This window comes from Micromonospora sp. NPDC047730, assembly GCF_043204765.1.
GTDB lineage: Bacteria > Actinomycetota > Actinomycetes > Mycobacteriales > Micromonosporaceae > Micromonospora.
In genome coordinates this window covers 136,847-153,266 of sequence record NZ_JBIDCU010000002.1, presented here as the reverse complement: position 1 = coordinate 153,266, position 16,420 = coordinate 136,847, and the positions used below count along the sequence as shown (strand labels likewise).

The following is a 16,420-nucleotide window of genomic DNA, read 5'->3' as shown; positions in this document are numbered from 1 at the left end:
GCCCCCGCCCGCGTCTCGCCCGGCCCCGCCGGGTCCGCCGCGATCGGGGGCGGTGCCGTCAGGTGAGGTCGCCGGCGCGCAGGCGGGCCAGCCAGGCGGCGGCGTCGGCGTAGTCGGCGTCCGAGAGGCCGGGCGGCGCGGGAACCGGCCGGTCGCCCGCCGCCGCGGTCCAGCGGTGCCGGGGGTACGAGCCCAGGAAACGCACGTCGGCGCAGACCCGGCGCAGCCCCTGCAACGCCTCCCCGAGCCGGACGTCCGCCACGTGCCCGGTGCAGTCGAGGAAGAAGACGTACCGGCCGAGCGCCTCGCCGGTCGGGCGGGACTCGATCCGGCTCATGTTGACGCCCCGGACCGCCAACTCCATCAGCACCGCCAGCAGCGCGCCCACCCGGTCGTGGGCGATGTAGACCGCCAGCGAGGTCACGTCGTCACCGGTCGGCGGCGGGGGCGGGCCGGGGCGGGACACCAGCGCGAAGCGGGTCACCGCGTCCGGGTGGTCGGCGATCTTGTCGGCGAGCACGTCGAGCCGGTGCCGGGCGGCCCCGATCGGGGCGCAGATCGCCGCGTCGTACTCGCCGGCGGCGGCACCGGCCGCGGCCGCGCCGTTGGAGAGCACGTCGACCACGACCGCGTCCGGCAGGTGGGCGCGCAGCCAGCCCCGGCACTGGGTGGACGCCTGCGGATGGGCGGCGACGTTGCGGACCCCCGCGAGCGCCGTGCCGGGCCGGGCGGCGAGCACGAACTCGACCGGCAGGATCACCTCACGGGTGATCACCAGAGGTTCCCCCTCGGCCAACTCGTCCAGGGTCACCCCGACCGCGCCGCCGATCGAGTTCTCCAGCGGCACCAGGGCGGCGTCCGCCTCCCCGGCCCGTACGCCGTCCAGCGCCTCCGGCACGCTGCGGGCCGGTGCGCGGCTGCCCCGTTCGGCGGCGGGGATGGTGTTCAGCGCCTGCTCGGCGAAGGTGCCCTCGGGCCCGAGGTAGACGAAGCGCGTCGGCGGTGTTCCCGGCATGGCGACAGCCTACGCACCCGGCACGCCGGCCGACCCGCCGTCGCAGACCAGGGTTCGGATGCCGGGCGGCCCGGCGGCCCGGACCTCGACCGTGCAGACGTCGGTGCCGGCGGTGACCAGCCGCGGAGCGCTCGCCCGGCCCTCGGTGACCACCTGGAGGTCCTCGTGCCCGGTCACGTCGAGCACCGTGTAGTGCCACCCGCCGGCGCAGAGCGGGCCGGTTCGTACCCGCACCCGGGCGCCGCCCGGGAGCACCCCGCCCCGGCCGCGCACCAGGTCGACGACCCGCTTCCCGGAGGGGCCGTCGGTGCACGGCACCGCGACCAGGCCGGAGTCGGCGGTCGGGGTGGCCGCCCCGGGCAGGCCGGTGGCGGGGGGCGAGGTCGGTGCGAAGGTGGGTGTGCCGGCCGGGCTCGGGGCGGCGCGGCTCGGGGCGGTGGTGGGGGCGGTGTTCCGCAGCTCGGGCGGCGTGCCGCAGCCGGCCAGCGGCACCGCGGCCAGCAGCACGGCGGCCAGGAGCCGGCCGCGCCGGGCGGGGTGGCCGGTCGGGTGGTCGGGGGCGGCGGGGCGCGAGGGGGTGGGCGGCACGGGCCGATCCTCGGGACATCGGGGAGCGTCGCTGCGGCCGGGAGGCCGAGCCCATCCTAGGAGGAACCGGCGGCCGGGTGAAGGTCAGGCGAGGAGGACCCGGTGGCCGGCCCGCTCCAGCGCGGCGGTCGCCTCGCCGAGGCGTACCGAGGGAACCAACAGGTAGTCGGTGTCGTACGTCGAGAAGGCGACCACGCTGACCCGGGCGGCGGCGAGCGGGTCCACCAGTGCGGCGAGGGTGCCGCTCACCGCCAGGTCGAGCGGCCCGGCGACCCACAGGCAGCGCCAGGCCGTCTCCGTGGCGGCCTGCTCCGGCACCCGGTCGGCGGGGCAGATCAGCGAGATCCCGTCGGCGGTCCAGCTCACCGTGACGACGTCGCCGCCGCTCAGCCCGCCCGTCAGCTCGGGCGGCAGGGCGGAGCCGGCGGCCATCCGGCACACGGCGTACTCCCCCGGCAGCAGAGCGATATCGAGCATGAGGGCACCTTACGGCCTCGGAGAGCGCCCGCCCCAGATTCGCCGCGTGCGGCGAACACCACATCCCGCCGCAGGTCAGACCTCGGAGAAGAACGTGAGGGAACCGGCGACCGAACCATCGGTGAGCACCGGGGTGGAGATCGCGTCCACGGTCGAGTCCGGCCGGTCGGCCGACGCGGCCTGGACCCGGAGCAGCCCTCGGGCCAGGCGCCCGGAGGACAGGGCCAGCAGCGGCGGGATCTTGTCGATCTCGGGCTCGGTCAGCTCGCCCCGGTTGGCGGTGAAGTCGAGCAGCCGGAGCCCGCCGTCGAGCAGCGGCAGCCCGATCACGTCCTCCGGGGTGCCCAGGCAGAGCAGCTCGCAGCCCGAGGCGGAGACGGCGATCACTCTCGTCTCGGCGTCGATCAGCAGGCACGGCTCGTCGGCGTGGGAGACGGTCGACGACCACTGCCCGAAGTTGTCGGACCCCAGCCCTGTCGATGTCCCCGCCGCCGGCACGAACACTTCAGAAAGCGAGAGTTCGACGTGGGCCACCGCGCCTCCTATGTACACCGACGGTCTGTCCACGCTAGCCGGTCGCCGCGGATGCCGCCGACCGCGCCGCGGCCACCGGGCGCCGGTGGTGACGGGGTGCCCCAACCGGGCGGCCGGCGACGGCGCGACCGGCGGGTGCCGACCGGCACCCGGGCCGCGTGGCGTCGCCGGTGACGTTACCGCCGGCCGGCCGGCTTGTCAGCGGCCGTTCGGCCGTCCTCGTACCACCGGTAGTCGGCGGCCGGCCGGTAGGAGCCGTTCATCCAGGTGCCTGGGTGCTGGGCGACCCGGGACAGCTTCTCGGCGGTGGCCGGGCTGATCCGGCTGCCCCCGGCGACGAGCAGGCGGTCCAGCTCGCGGTGGGTGGCCATGAGGCAGTCCTTCGGCAGGCCGTAGACGCTGATGACGCCGGAGCCGACGAACGTCAGCACCGGCGTCACCGGGATCGGCAGCCCCACCGCGTCGGAGAGCGCCTTGCTGGCGCGCTTGGCGTCGCGGCGGGCCTCCGCCACGTAGGGCGGTCGCTTGCCGTTGATCTGCACCACGTCGCCGGCGACGAGCACCCGGGCCCGGCCGTGGTCGGCGATGGTGACCGCGAAGAGCCCGCTCGGCCCGATGGCGAGGAAGCCGGCGCGTTCGTCGCGCTCGTGGTCGAGCAACAGGTCGGACACGTCCGTGCGGGGCCACTCGATGACGTGCCAGGCGGGCCCGAGGTGGTCGAGCTGGCCGAGCGCCCGCGCGCCGGCCGCCTCCAGCCGGCGGGCGCCCCGCTCCGCCCGACGGCGGCGGGCCCACTCCAACGGGGACGGACGGACCGGCGCGAGCACCCCCGGCGACTCCACGCGGGGATGTGGCACCGCCGCGGGCGGCAGTGCCCGGGCGGACGGTACGGCTCGACGAGCGGGAAAGACAGTCATCGCGACCTCCGGCAAAAGGTCCCTCGAAGTTATGTCCTCACTACCCTACGTTGCCAGTCCCCCGTGTCGGCAAGTTGGAACGCCGGAGTGAGTGCGGATGAATGCCATATTCATCCACCACTGTTTTATCGGATGCCGCCAAACCCTGCCCTACGCTGCGATGGTGACCCACTACGTGGACAGCGAAGTCGGCCGGCTCGGCACCGTGCTGCTGCACCGGCCCGGCCCGGAACTCGCCCGGCTCACGCCACGCAACAACGACTCGCTGCTTTTCGACGCCATCCCCTGGGTGGGGCGCGCACAGGAGGAACACGACGCCTTCGCCGCCGCCCTGCGCGAGCGCGGGGTCGAGGTGCTCTACCTCGCCACCCTGCTGGCCGAGACGCTCGCCGTGGCCGACGCGCGGGCCGAGCTGACCGAGGAGGCGCTGCGCTCTCCCCGGCTCGGCGACTCGCTGCGCGCCCGGGTCGCCGACCACCTCGCGTACCTCGACCCGGCCGCGCTCGCCGACGTGCTCATCGCCGGGCTGGCCCACGAGGAACTGCGGGTCAGCCGGGAACGGCCGGGCGGCCTGGTCTACACCCTGATGGACCGGCACGACTTCGTCATCGACCCGCTGCCCAACCTGCTCTTCACCCGCGACTCCTCGCTCTGGATCGGCGACCGGGTCGGGGTGACCAGCCTGGCGATGCCGGCCCGGCGGCGGGAGAGCACGCTGACCGATGCGATCTACCGGCACCACCCGCGCTTCGCCGGCACCGAGTTCGTCTACCACCCCGAGCTGGAGCACCTGGAGGGCGGCGACGTGCTGCTGCTCGCGCCCGGGGTGCTGGCCGTCGGCGTGGGCGAGCGGACCACCCCGGCCGGCGCGGAACGCCTCGCCCGGCAGGTCTTCGCCGCCGGGCTGGCGCACACCATCCTCGTCGTGCCGATCGCCCAGGAACGGGCGACCATGCACCTGGACACCGTCTGCACGATGGTGGACGTCGACGCCGTGCTGATGTATCCGAACGTCGCCCACACCCTGTCGGCGTACACGGTGATCGCCGGGGCGGACGGGGAGGACCCGCGGGTGGACGGTCCGGCGCCGTTCCTGCGGGCCGCCGCCGACGCGATGGACCTGGCCCAGCTCCGGGTGATCGACACCGGCCTGGATCCGGTCACCGCGGAACGCGAGCAGTGGGACGACGGCAACAACACCCTCGCCCTCGCGCCCCGGCTCTGCGTGGGCTACGAGCGCAACACGGAGACCAACGCGCAACTGGAGCGGGCCGGCATCGAGGTCATCCCGATCGCCGGCTCCGAACTCGGCTCCGGCCGGGGCGGGCCGCGCTGCATGTCCTGCCCCCTGGTCCGCGAGCCGCTCGCCGGGTAAGGAAGGGCACCTTCCTAACGCTTACGGTAGAGGAAGGGGCCCTTCCTAACACCTCGGGCGCCGCCGGGCCACGGCACTGCCGGGCGCCCCGCAGCGTCGGCGGGGGCGTGGCGGCTCAGCGCAGGGTGAGCTGGCGGCCGAGCAGGCCGTGCCGGGCGCGCCGGCCGGCGGCGTCCAGCGGGGCGGGGTCGGCGAGCGCCTCGGCGTACCGCTTGGCGAACTCGGCGACCGGCTGCTCCCAGTCGGCAGCCGGGACGTCCTCGGGCAGGTCCCAGACCGGCACCAGCCGACCGTGCGCCCGGAACATGCCGGCGAACCGGGTGTTCTCGCCGAGCGTCAGCGTGCCGGCCACGCTCAGCCGGGCCAGCGCGTCCAGCGCGGCGTCCTCGTCGTCGGGCAGCACCCAGCGCACGTGCGCCTTCTCCGGCACCTGGCACCAGTACGCGGCCGGGGCGGCGGTGAGCCGCACGGTCGGGTAGATCGCGGCATTCGCGCGTTCCAGGGACGCCTGCACGTTCGGGTCGTCGCCGGCCCCCGGGTCGAGCCAGAACTCGAACCCGTCGTGCATCGTGATCTCCAGCGGACCGTCGACCAGGACGTCCTGCAGGCGGGGGCCCGGTCCGGGCAGCGGCGGCACGGCCACCGGGCTGCCCGGCTCGGCCCGCAGCGCGCAGAGTAGCGCCTCGGCCAGGTCCCGGGAGACGTCGCCGGACTGCTGGTGGCGCTGGAGCCCGACGAGGACCCGGCCGTCCGGTTTCGTCACGGCCGGCGCGGCCATCGGCAGCACGGTGGCGAGGACGACCTCGCGGTCGCCGAACTCCTCGACCAGGGCGGGGGCGAGCCGCAGCGGCGCGGAGGCGGCCGGCACCAGCTCGCGCAGGGCGATCCACTCCGGCTCGTCGGTCAGCCCCTCGAACGGTCGGGGCACGAAGATGTCGCGCACCTTCTCCCGCTTGGGGGTGGCTTCGGCGGCCCGCTGGCTCTTTCGACGCTTGCTCACGGCGACACAGCCTAGAGGCCGCAGCCGGCCGGCGTGGGCAGGACCCGCCTGTCGGGGGCGGTCAGCCGGCGACGGCCAGGTCCGACCGGGTGACGTCGGCCGGGTCGAACTCGGCCCACACGCTCTGGCCCAGGCCGTCGCGCTCGACGCCCCAGCGGTCGGCCAGCCCCGCGACGATGTGCAGGCCGCGGCCGTCGACGGCGTCCGTGTCGGCCACCCGCATCCGCGGGCCCGCGGCGGCGCCGCCGTCGGTGACCCGGAGCTGCACCTGCTGGCCGGCGGCGGAGCTGCGCAGTCGCCAGGCCACCCGGACCACCCCGCCGGGCAGCGGGTCGGCGTGCCGGACCGCGTTGCCGACCAGCTCGGCCAGGACCGCGACCAGGTCGGCCAGGAGTGGCGGGGGTACGACGCCGGTCAGCTCGTCGGCGAGCCGGTGCCGCGCCTGCCGCGCCCCCGTGGCGTGGTGGGGCACCACCACGCACCATGCCCGTTCGGCAGCTCCCGTCGACACCCTCGCCCCTTCACGCCCCGCCGCCCGTCGCCGGTCCCCCGTGCGGCAGCCGCACCTCTGCGACCGTACCGCCACCGGCCCTCGGCCGGAGGAATACCCATCCATTCTGCTGTTCAACGATCCGGCGGACGAGATAGAGACCGAGACCGGCCCCGGGATAGCGGCGGCGGTCGCCCGACTCGCCCTGCCAGAACCGGTCGAACGCGCGCTCCACGTGCTCGGGCCGGATGCCGATGCCGCGGTCGCTGACCCGGAAGGAGACGGTCGCCCCGTCCGCGTCCGCGCTGATCTCGATGGGGGAGTCGGGCGGGGAGTACTTGCCGGCGTTCGTGCACAGCTCCGTCAGCACGGTGGCCAGGCTGGGCCGGTGGCCGAGCGCCTTCGGCAGGTTGGCCGGGATGCGGAGGACGAGCCGGTGCCGCAGCTCCGCCGGCAGGTCGGTCACCGTCGCGCGCAGCGCGTCGCCGAGGTCGTACGGGGCGGGCGGCTCGTCGCCCGGGCCCGGCTCGGCGGCGGCGGAGAGCAGCCGGTCGACCAGCCGGGCCAGCTCGTTGGCGCGCTGCCCGATGACCCGGGCGGCCTGCCGCCGGTCGGTCTCGGTCAGCGACTCCCAGTGGTCGGTGAGCGTGTCGGCGTAGCCCTTGATCACGGTCACCGGCGTACGCAGCTCGTGGCTGGTCACGGCGACGAAGAGGTCCCGGTCGTGGTCGCGCCGCTGCTGGTCGGTGACGTCGCGGAAGGTCACCACGTGCAGGGTGCCGGGGCCGGGCAGCTCCCCGGAGGTGATCTTGAGCCAGCGGCCGTCCGGTAACCGGTGGTCGAGCACCTGCCCGGACGGCGGCAGTGGGAAGGGCAGCGGCCGGTTGAGCGCCTCGGCCGCGGAACGGCCGGTGACCTGGGCGGCGGCCGGGTTCCAGAGCCGCACGTGCCCGTCCCGGTCGACCACGGCCAGCCCGTCCGCCAGCGCCGCCACCACCGGGCCGTCGCCGTGCACCGGCAGCCCGGTCTGGTCGCCGTACATGTGGGCGATGCAGGAGGCGATGTAGCCCATCGCGTCGTGTCGGCCGGCGTCCCGCGTCCCGTCCTCGCCCGGGTAGAGCGCGTGCAGGCTGCCGACGGTCAGCCCGCCGATCTCCGCGCGGGCGACCACCATCCGGAGCAGGCCGCGTGCGGCCAGCTCGCCGGCGAGCCTGCCGGTGAGCCGGTCCGTCCGGACCTGGCGTACCCGGGTGCCGGAGAGCAGGCAGGCGACGGCCGGGTCGTCGGGCGGGACGGGGCGGCCGATGATCCACTCGACGGCGCCGGTGGCGGCGATCACCCGGCCACCGGTCGGCGCGAACTCGACGAAGGCCATGCCCGCCGCGTCGAGCGCGGGCCGGACCACTCGGAGCAGTTGGGTGAGGACGGGGACGCCGGCGCCGCCGGAGTTGATCGAGTCGATCACCGCGGTGTGGCCGGCGATGAGAGCGGAGAGGTCGGTGCGCTCCGGCATGCCCCGAGTGTGCCCCGGCGGTCGGTTTCCGGACACCCCTGCCCGGCCGGATCCCGCCCATCGGTCCGGGCCGCCCGCGTCGGGCCGGGCGGGCCGGGGACGCGGTCCGGGCGCGCGGTCAGCGGCCCAGGTGGGCCAGCGCGCGCGCCGGCCGGTCGGTGATGATGCCGTCCACCCCGGCGGACAGGACGAGGTCCAGGTCGGCCGGCTCGTTGACGGTCCACACGTAGACCTGGTTGCCCGCCGCCCGCAACGCGGGCACGAGCTGCGGGCGGGCCCGCACCAGCGCCACGCCGGGCCCCGCGATCCGGGCGCCGAAGGGCAGCCGCCCCGCCCGCAGCCAGGGCGGCAGCACCTCCAGCAGCAGCACCGTGGGCAGCGCGGGGGCCAGCTCCCGCGTCCGGCGTACGGCCAGCGCGGAGAACGACATGACGGTGACGCGTACCGGATCGTCCGGTTTCGGCTCGGCCAGGCCGTACCGGCGCAGCAGCGCGACGAGCCGGCGCTCGACGTCGCCGCCGTAGCGGGAGGGGTGCTTGGTCTCCACGAGCAGCCGGACCGGCCGCCCGGCGGCGATCACCGCGTCCAGCAGCCGCTCCAGGGTGAGCAGCCGGGTGTGCGACTCGTCCAGCACCTCGTCCCCGTCGGCGGGCACGCAGCGGGGGTGCCAGGAGCCGAAGTCCAGCGCCTCCAGCTCGGCGAGGGTACGCGTGCTCACCAGGCCCTGGCCGTTGCTGGTGCGGTCGAGCCGGCGGTCGTGTACGCAGACCAGGTGCCCGTCCCGGGTCAGCCGGACGTCGCACTCCAGCCCGTCCGCACCCTCGTCGAGGGCGCGCAGGTAGGCGGCGAGGGTGTGCTCGGGCAGGTCGTACGAGGAGCCGCGGTGCGCGAAGACCAGGGGTTCGCCCATCCCGTCCGCCTAGAGGACGTGGCCCGGCTGCCCGTTCCCGCCGACGACGGGTCTCCCGGCGGCGGCCCACTCGTCCATCCCGCCCGCGACGTTGCGCACCTGGTCCCAGCCGTTGCGCATCAGGTAGGCGACGACCTGGGCGGAGCGCCCGCCGGAGCGGCAGATGACGGCGACGTCGCGGTCGGCGGGGACCTCCGCGATCCGGGCCGGCAGCTCCATCATCGGCAGGTGGTGCGCGCCGGGAGCGTGGCCGGCGGCCCACTCGTCGTCCTCCCGGACGTCGAGCAGGTAGGCGTCGTCGGCGATCTCGGGCACGGTCACGGTGGGAACCTGGGGTCCGAACACGCGCCAAGCCTAGAACCTCGCCCGGCCGACCGTCGGCGGGTGGTCGGTGCGGCCGGGTGCGGCGAGGTGGGGCATCCTGCGCGTCACAGCCGGGTGACCCACCGGGGGTTGGCCCGGGCCCACTCCGGCACCCGGGTGCCGCGGACCGCCTCGAACAGCCCGTTCCCGCCGTTGTCGAGGACCACGTACGACACCTGGTCGATGGTCTGCGGGTGGGAGGGGACCTGCACGCCGCGCAGCGCGTCGGCCGGCAGGTCGCGCAGCGCGCGGACCAGGTCCTCCAGCGGTACGCCGTTGGTGTCCACGGTCAGCGAGCTGCCCACCGCCCGGATCACCTGGTCGAGCTTGACGGGATTGGTCCGCAGCGACGTCTCGCTCGTGCGCTCCAGCAGGGCCCGGAGCAGTTGCTGCTGGTGCGTCTGTCGGTCGTAGTCACCGCCGGGCAGGTCGTAGCGTTGGCGGACGTAGTCCAGCGCCTCGCCGCCGTCCATCTGCTGGCAGCCGGGGTGGAAGACCCGGTCGGTGTGGATCGAGCGGACCTCGGTGTCCACGCACATGCGTACCCCGCCGAGGAGGTCGATGACCTTACGGAAGCCGGAGAAGTCGATCAGGGCCGCGCCGTCGAAGCGGATCCCGGTCAGCCGGGCCAGGGTGGCCGAGAGCAGTCGGGTGCCCGGCTCGCCGCCCCCGCCGTGCTCGTACGCCGCGTTGACCTTGTCCTGCCCGCCGCCGAAGCCGTTGCCGGGCGGGATGGCGACCAGCAGGTCCCGGGGGACGGAGACGAGGTACGCCTCGCGCCCGCCGGCCGGCACGTGCACGATGAGGATGCTGTCCGACCGGCGGTCCGCCGCGCTGCCGCTCTGCCACCGGTCGGTCCCCACGAGCAGGTAGTTCAGCGGCCCGTCGGGGTCGGTCCGCTCCCGGCGGGCGGTGGGGTCGAGCAACTGCTCCCGCACCACGGTGCGCTCGTACCGGTCGCCGAGCACCCGGAGGCCGACCACGGCGAGCCCGGCCAGCAGCACCACGGCCAGGCCGAGGCCGAGCAGGACGCGGGGCCAGCGGGCGCGGCGCGGCCGGGCGGCCCGGGTGTCGGCCCCGGTCCGTGCCCGACCGTCGCGCGCCGATCTGGACGTGACTCCTCCCCGCGGCCGTACGTGAATCTCCCTCACGTCAGGCTACGGGCGGCTCCGTGCTCCCGGGCCGCTTCACCGAATTTGCCCGGCCGCCGCGCGCTCGGGCGGGCCGGGCAGGGCCGGCGCTAGGTGCGGCTGGATATCACTTGAGGGTTGGCGAAGACGAACTCGGCCAGTTTGTCCTGCTTGACCGCGCCGAACATGTCCAGCGTCTCCTGGCTCAGCGTCTCCCGGCTGCCGTCGCCGTGGAAGGTGCCGCCGTTGGTCTTCAGCATGACCAGGTCGTTGCCGGTGACGCCGCGCATGGTGAAGACGAAGTCCGCGACGGGTACCCCGCCGGCGTCGAGGATGAACGCCTTGCCGGCCGCCTTGATCAGCTCGTTGAGCTTGAGCGGGTTGGTCAGCGTGCCGTTCTCCGTGGCCTTCTTCGCCATCGCCTTGATCAGCTGCTGCTGGTTCTGCTGGCGGTCGTAGTCGCCGTTCTTCAGGGTCTTGCGCTGCCGGGAGTAGTCCAGCGCCGCCCAGCCCTCCATCTCCCGGCAGCCCTTCTTGTGCACCACCGGGGTCATCCGCTTGCCGGTCTTCTTGGCGTCCGCGTTCCACATCGGCTTGCCGTCGACGTACGACATGTGGATCGACGTGACCTCCTGGCTCACGCAGATGCGCACCGAGCCGAGGGTGTCGATGATGTTCTTGAAGCCGCCGAAGTTGATGATCGCCATGCCGTCGAAGCTGACCCCGGTCAGCTTCTTGATGGTCTTGGCCATCAACTGCGCGCCGCCCTCCCAGCCGCCCCCGTTCCGGGCGCCGAACTGGAACGCGGCGTTGATCTTGTCGGTCCCGTGGCCCGGGATCTCCGCCTCGGTGTCGCGCGGGATCGAGATCATGTACGCCTGGTCGTGCGTCGCCGGAATGTGCAGCACGATGATGCTGTCCGCCCGGACGTCGTCGGCGGCCCACCGCTCCCGGGCGTCCACGCCGAGGAGCAGCATGTCGATCGGGCCGTCCAGGTTGGCACCGCCCTCGGCGTCCGACTTGCCCGCGTCGCCCAGCAGGTTGCGCTGGGCGATGCTGCCGGTGGCCTTGCTGATCAGGGCCTTGCTGCCGACGATCGCGACGCCGCTGGTCATCATCAGCACGGCGCCGAGGATCAGGGTGAGTCGGGCCCAGAGCGGGTCCTTGCGGCGCGACCGCTTCTTCGCGGGCCCGCCGCCTGTCTTACCGCCCTTCCCGGGCCGGGTCGGGGTGGTCGTGGCGGCCCGCGCCGGGCCGCCGGGGGACTCCACCGCCGGAGGGCGACGGCTGGTCTGAACCGGCATGCGTGCTCCAGCTCGCGTGATCAGGGGGCGGGATCACTGTACGGACGCTTTCCCGTCCTGGGTAGTTCGTCGGGACGTCAATTGGCGTTGTCCCCGCCGTCATCCAGGAAAACTGTCCAAACGTCCAGATCGATACGACCGGTCGGCCGTTGGCTCACAGGAAACGCGAAACCGGCCCCCGACCCGCGACGACGTCCGTCGATCACGGTGGGGGCCGGCGCCGATGCGGAGCGGGTCAGTTCCCGGTGCCGTCGGCCTTCTGGTTGGCCTGCACCCACGCGGTCATGGTGTCGGCGGACATCGCCTTGTACATGGCCAGCGCCTTCTCCTTGTCCGAGACCACCACGGACTCCCCGTTGATGGTCTGGCTGCCGACGTGCGGGCTGGTCACGAAGGTGAGGTTCTCGCCCCGCAGGTTGCGGAACTGCACCGCCATGTCGACCAGCGAGAAGCCCTCGTCGACGGTGACCGCGGCGGTCACCGACTTGAGGAAGTCGTTCAGCTTCTTCGGATTGGTCAGCGTGCCCGTGCTCGCCGCCTTGTCCATCAGCGCGCGGAGGAACTCCTGCTGGTGGCGCATCCGGGCGAAGTCGCCGTCCGGGAACTGCTTGCGCTGCCGGATCCAGTCCAGCGCCTCGGCGCCGTCCATGTGGTTGGTGCCCTTGGTGAAGGTCCGGTACGGCTTGTGGATCGAGGTGATGGTCCGTTCGACCTTCAGGTCGACGCCGCCCAGGGCGTCGGTGACCTGCTTGAAGCCGGCGAAGTCGATCGCCATCACGTGGTCGAGCCGCACGTCGGTGAAGCACTCCACCGTCCGGACGGCCAGCGGCAGCCCGCCGAACGCGAACGCCGCGTTGATCTTCCCGCGCTGGCCGGAGCCGCACTCCGCGTTGGCCCCCTCGGGGATCGGCACGTAGAGGTCGCGGGGGATGGAGACCAGATAGGCCTGCTGGTGGTTGGACGGGATGTGCATCACGATGATCGTGTCGGCCCGCCACTTGCTGGACTGGTCCACCGGGGCGTCCGGGTCCCGCGAGTCGCTGCCGACCAGCAGGATGTTCAGCGCGCCGTCCACCGCCTTGGCCGGCCGGCCGCCGGTGATCTCGGAGAACGGATCGGTGCGGGCCAGGTCGTCGTTCAGGCTCCGGGCGTAGAACCAGGCGCCGGCCCCGCCCAGGAGCGCGAGCACCAGCACGGCCACGCCGGCCACCAGGCCGATCCGGCCCCACCGGGGACGCGCGCCGCGCCGCCCCGGGCGGTCGGGGCCGCCGGGGCCGCCCGGTCCGCCGGGGCCACCCGGATCCGACGGGCCACCCGGGCCGCCGGCCCGCGCCTCGTCGGGCGACGGGTACCAGCGGGCCTCGGCCGGCCGGGCGCGGCCGGCGGTGTCCCGGCCGGAGCCGGGCACCGACGCGCGCCCGGCGCTGCGGTGCAGGTACGGGAGCGGGACACCGGCGGGCGTGGTCGCTGACATGTAACTCAGGGTACGTACGTCCGGCCACAGTCGCCTCCAGGCGGAGCCGGCGTTTGCCGGCGTCGCCCCGGCGGCCGGTTACCCTAGCCGCTCGCGGAAGTACTCGATCGTGCGCCGGAGGCCGTCTTCGGGCGCCACGGTCGGCTCGTAGCCGAGCAGTTCACGGGCGAGGGTCAGGTCGGGGCGGCGCATCTCCGGGTCGTCGGCGCTGCGCGTGATGTAGGTCACCTCGGAGCTGCTGCCGCAGAGTGACACGATCGTCTCGGCGAGTTGCCGCATGCTCATCTCGTGCTCGGTGCCGCAGTTGATCGGCCCCGTCTCGTGGGAGTCGAGCAGCAGCAGGATCCCGCGGACCAGGTCCGCCACGTAGCAGATCGAGCGGGTCTGGTTGCCGGTGCCGTGCACGGTGATCGGCTCCCCGCGCAGCGCCTGGGAGATGAACGTCGGGATGGCGCGGCCGTCGTCCGGCCGCATCCGGGGGCCGTACGTGTTGAAGATCCGGACGATCGCGGCGTCCAGCCCACGGCTGCGGTGGTAGGCCATGGTGGCCGCCTCGGAGAAGCGCTTCGCCTCGTCGTAGACGCTGCGGATGCCGATCGGGTTGACGTTGCCCCAGTACGTCTCGCGCTGCGGGTGCTCCTTCGGGTCCCCGTACGCCTCGGAGGTGGAGGCCATCAGGAACCGGGCGCCGTCGGCGACCGCGCGGTCCAGCAGGTGCAGGGTGCCCACCGAGCCGACCCGGAGGATCTCCACCGGCAGCTTCTCGAAGTCCGTCGGGCTCGCCGGGGAGGCCATGTGCAGGATGGCGTCGAACCGCTCGGCCATGGCCGGGTGGTGGGTCGGCAGCCCGTCGGAGATGTCGGCCTCGACCAGCGTGAACCTCGGCTCGTCCGCCAGGTGGGCGACGTTCTCCTTGGACCCGGTGACGAAGTTGTCCAGGGCGACCACCGTGCAGCCGCGGGCGATCAGCGCGTCGACCAGGTGTGACGGTACGAAACCGGCGCCGCCGGTGACGAGGACGCGGTGACCGGTTCCGAAGCGCGCAGCAACGTTCATGCCGGTCAGCCTACCCATCGCCCCGATCCCGCACCGGGCGTGGCGGGAGGGGCCCCCGGCGCCGGGGGCCCCTCCGTCGGGTGGGGTCAGTGGGCGCCGGCGCCGGTGAGTGCGCGCACCTCCAGCTCGGCGTACTTCTCCTCGTCGTGCTCCTTCGAGATCACGGCCCCGAACCAGCCGCACAGGAAGCCGAACGGGATGGAGAGGATGCCCGGGTTGGACAGCGGGAACCACTGCCAGTCATGGTTCGGGAACATCGAGGTGGGCGCCCCCGAGACCACCGGCGAGAAGAACACCAGCAGGACGGCGGAGAGCAGGCCGCCGTAGATGGCCCAGACCGCGCCCGAGGTGTTGAACCGCTTCCAGAACAGGCTGTAGAGGATCGCCGGCAGGTTGCCCGAGGCAGCCACCGCGAAGGCGAGCGCCACCAGGAAGGCCACGTTCAGGTTCTGCGCGTAGATCGACAGGACGATCGAGATCGCGCCGATCACCAGGGCGGAGACCCGGGCGACCCGCACCTCCTGCCGCTCCGACGCCGCCCCGTTCTTGATCACGTTGGCGTAGAAGTCGTGCGCCAGGCTCGACGAGGAGGCGAGGGTCAGGCCGGCCACCACGGCCAGGATCGTGGCGAAGGCGACCGCCGCGATGATCGCCAGGAGGGTCGCCCCGCCCAGGTCGCCGCCGAGGAAGTCGATGCCGAGCGCCTCGGCGAGCTGCGGCGCGGCCGTGTTGCCCGCCTTGTCCTGTGCCGTGATCGCCTCACCACCCACCAGCGCCGCGGCGCCGAAGCCGAGCGCCAGGGTCAGCAGGTAGAAGGTGCCGATGATGCCGATCGCCCAGAGCACGCTCTTGCGGGCCGCCTTGGCGGTCGGGACGGTGTAGAACCGGATCAGGATGTGCGGCAGGCCGGCCGTGCCGAGCACCAGCGCGATGCCGAGCGAGAGCAGGTCCATCTTGCTGTAGAAGGTCTTCAGCGCGTCGCCGGGCGTGTCGACGCCGTACCGCAGCCCGGGTTCCAGGAAGGCGCTCCCCTTGCCGGAGGCGGCGGCGGCATCGCCGAGCAGCGACGACAGGTTGAACTTGTAGTGCGCCAGCACCAGCACGGTCATCACCAGCGCGCCGCTCATGAGCAGGAACGCCTTGACGATCTGCACGTAGGTGGTGCCCTTCATGCCGCCCACCGTGACGTAGATGATCATCAGGGCGCCGACCATGATGATGGTGGCGACCTTGGCGGTGTCCGCGTCCATGCCGAGGAAGGTGGTGCCCGGCTTGATGCCGAGCAGCAACGCGACCAGCGCGCCCGCGCCCACCATCTGGGCCAGCAGGTAGAAGATCGACACGGTGATGGTGGAGACCGCCGCGGCGGTACGCACCGGGCGCTGGCGCATCCGGAAGGCCAGCACGTCGGCCATCGTGTAGCGGCCGGAGTTCCGCAGCAGCTCCGCGACCAGCAGCAGGGCCACCAGCCAGGCGACCAGGAAGCCGATCGAGTAGAGGAAGCCGTCGTAGCCGTAGAGGGCGATGATGCCGGCGATGCCGAGGAACGAGGCGGCCGACATGTAGTCGCCGCCGATCGCCATGCCGTTCTGGAAGCCGGAGAAGGACCGCCCGCCGGCGTAGAAGTCGGTGGCGGTCTTGGTCTGCCGGCTGGCCCAGATGGTGATGGCCAGGGTCACCGCCACGAAGACCAGGAAGAGCGTGATGGTGAGGTTGCGGGCCGTGGTGCTACCCGCCTCAGCCGCGAGGACCGTGTTCATGCGTCACCTCCCCGATCTCGGCGCGGATCCGGTCGGCGACCGGGTCGATCCTGCGGTCGGCGAACCGGGAGTAGAGCCAGGCGATCACGAAGGTGGAGACGAACTGGAGCAGGCCGAAGACGAGGGCGACGTTGATGTTGCTGCCGAAGAGCTTCGTACCCATGAAGTCCCGCGCGTACGCGGACAGGATCACGTAGAGCGCGTACCACAGGAAGAAGGCGACGGTCATCGGGAAGACGAAGCCGCGCAGCGCGCGACGCAACCCGGCGAACTCGTCCGACCGTTGTACGGCGAGGTACCGGTCCGCCGCTGACGCGGAGGGGGCGGACGCGGGTGTGTCCGTGGACATTTGTGGATCACCACCTTCACAGGCGTCGGGGTTTTCGCGCACGGTAGAAAGCGCGTTCCCCGCCGGGGAAGGCTGAGATCGACGCCGGTCGGCGGCTGCGCCGAACGGCACAATGGCTGCGCCGAGTGACGCAGCTCACTCCGCTGAACGGTCGTCGGTGTCGAA

General features: G+C 73.3%; 17 protein-coding genes. 1 reads left to right on the top strand and 16 read right to left on the bottom strand.

Translation table 11 applies throughout. From position 1 onward, the window contains the following. Positions 1-58: 58 nt before the first annotated feature. The 5 genes from pheA to ACGF5G_RS06140 form a co-directional block, all read right to left on the bottom strand. Positions 59-1,015 carry a prephenate dehydratase gene (gene pheA, locus ACGF5G_RS06160; RefSeq protein ID WP_393259437.1) on the bottom strand — a complete coding sequence of 319 codons (957 nt, stop codon included), beginning with the start codon at positions 1,013-1,015 and terminating at the stop codon, positions 59-61. A 9-nt stretch (positions 1,016-1,024) separates the two neighbouring features. After that, a complete protein-coding gene (locus ACGF5G_RS06155; protein ID WP_393260626.1) occupies positions 1,025-1,531 on the bottom strand; it encodes a hypothetical protein in 507 nt (168 codons plus the stop codon). A 156-nt stretch (positions 1,532-1,687) separates the two neighbouring features. Continuing rightward, a complete protein-coding gene (locus ACGF5G_RS06150; RefSeq protein WP_393259436.1) occupies positions 1,688-2,080 on the bottom strand; it encodes an ACT domain-containing protein in 393 nt (130 codons plus the stop codon). A gap of 75 nt (positions 2,081-2,155) precedes the next feature. Beyond that, on the bottom strand, positions 2,156-2,614 hold the full coding sequence (locus ACGF5G_RS06145) for a hypothetical protein (RefSeq protein ID WP_393259435.1): 459 nt from the start codon (positions 2,612-2,614) through the stop codon (positions 2,156-2,158). A gap of 176 nt (positions 2,615-2,790) precedes the next feature. Continuing rightward, a complete protein-coding gene (locus ACGF5G_RS06140) occupies positions 2,791-3,531 on the bottom strand; it encodes a hypothetical protein (protein ID WP_393259433.1) in 741 nt (246 codons plus the stop codon). Positions 3,532-3,691: 160 nt separating this feature from the next. On the opposite strand from ACGF5G_RS06140, the gene ACGF5G_RS06135 reads away from it, so the two are divergent. Beyond that, complete coding sequence (locus ACGF5G_RS06135) at positions 3,692-4,906, top strand: arginine deiminase (RefSeq protein ID WP_393259431.1); 1,215 nt, start codon at positions 3,692-3,694, stop codon at positions 4,904-4,906. A 115-nt stretch (positions 4,907-5,021) separates the two neighbouring features. Here the strand turns inward: ACGF5G_RS06135 and ACGF5G_RS06130 are convergent, their stop codons facing one another. The 11 genes from ACGF5G_RS06130 to ACGF5G_RS06080 all read right to left on the bottom strand — a co-directional run bounded on the left by ACGF5G_RS06130 (position 5,022) and on the right by ACGF5G_RS06080 (position 16,255). Beyond that, entirely contained in the window at positions 5,022-5,906 is an 885-nt protein-coding gene (locus ACGF5G_RS06130; protein ID WP_393259430.1) for a DUF5926 family protein, read from the bottom strand. 61 nt (positions 5,907-5,967) lie between these two features. Beyond that, positions 5,968-6,384, bottom strand: a complete 417-nt coding sequence (locus tag ACGF5G_RS06125; protein ID WP_357450640.1) for an ATP-binding protein — start codon at positions 6,382-6,384, stop codon at positions 5,968-5,970. A gap of 43 nt (positions 6,385-6,427) precedes the next feature. Continuing rightward, entirely contained in the window at positions 6,428-7,909 is a 1,482-nt protein-coding gene (locus tag ACGF5G_RS06120; RefSeq protein ID WP_393259428.1) for an ATP-binding protein, read from the bottom strand. 118 nt (positions 7,910-8,027) lie between these two features. Continuing rightward, positions 8,028-8,819: a glycerophosphodiester phosphodiesterase gene (locus tag ACGF5G_RS06115; RefSeq protein WP_393259426.1), complete on the bottom strand. Its 792-nt coding sequence runs from the start codon at positions 8,817-8,819 to the stop codon at positions 8,028-8,030. A gap of 9 nt (positions 8,820-8,828) precedes the next feature. Next, complete coding sequence (locus tag ACGF5G_RS06110; protein WP_357698375.1) at positions 8,829-9,164, bottom strand: rhodanese-like domain-containing protein; 336 nt, start codon at positions 9,162-9,164, stop codon at positions 8,829-8,831. An 83-nt stretch (positions 9,165-9,247) separates the two neighbouring features. Beyond that, the gene (locus ACGF5G_RS06105) at positions 9,248-10,186 is read right to left on the bottom strand and encodes an LCP family protein (protein WP_393260624.1); all 939 of its coding nucleotides are present in this window, start codon (positions 10,184-10,186) and stop codon (positions 9,248-9,250) included. 236 nt (positions 10,187-10,422) lie between these two features. Beyond that, on the bottom strand, positions 10,423-11,616 hold the full coding sequence (locus ACGF5G_RS06100; protein ID WP_393259424.1) for an LCP family protein: 1,194 nt from the start codon (positions 11,614-11,616) through the stop codon (positions 10,423-10,425). 235 nt (positions 11,617-11,851) lie between these two features. Next, positions 11,852-13,090: an LCP family protein gene (locus ACGF5G_RS06095; protein ID WP_393259423.1), complete on the bottom strand. Its 1,239-nt coding sequence runs from the start codon at positions 13,088-13,090 to the stop codon at positions 11,852-11,854. 78 nt (positions 13,091-13,168) lie between these two features. Beyond that, positions 13,169-14,146 carry a UDP-glucuronic acid decarboxylase family protein gene (locus ACGF5G_RS06090; protein WP_393259421.1) on the bottom strand — a complete coding sequence of 326 codons (978 nt, stop codon included), beginning with the start codon at positions 14,144-14,146 and terminating at the stop codon, positions 13,169-13,171. 86 nt (positions 14,147-14,232) lie between these two features. Then, positions 14,233-15,906: a cation acetate symporter gene (locus tag ACGF5G_RS06085; RefSeq protein ID WP_393259419.1), complete on the bottom strand. Its 1,674-nt coding sequence runs from the start codon at positions 15,904-15,906 to the stop codon at positions 14,233-14,235. Next, positions 15,884-16,255 (bottom strand): DUF485 domain-containing protein, encoded by a 372-nt coding sequence (locus tag ACGF5G_RS06080; protein ID WP_350702596.1) that lies wholly within the window; start codon positions 16,253-16,255, stop codon positions 15,884-15,886. The genes ACGF5G_RS06085 and ACGF5G_RS06080 overlap by 23 nt, the downstream gene beginning before the upstream one ends. Positions 16,256-16,420 lie beyond the last annotated feature (165 nt).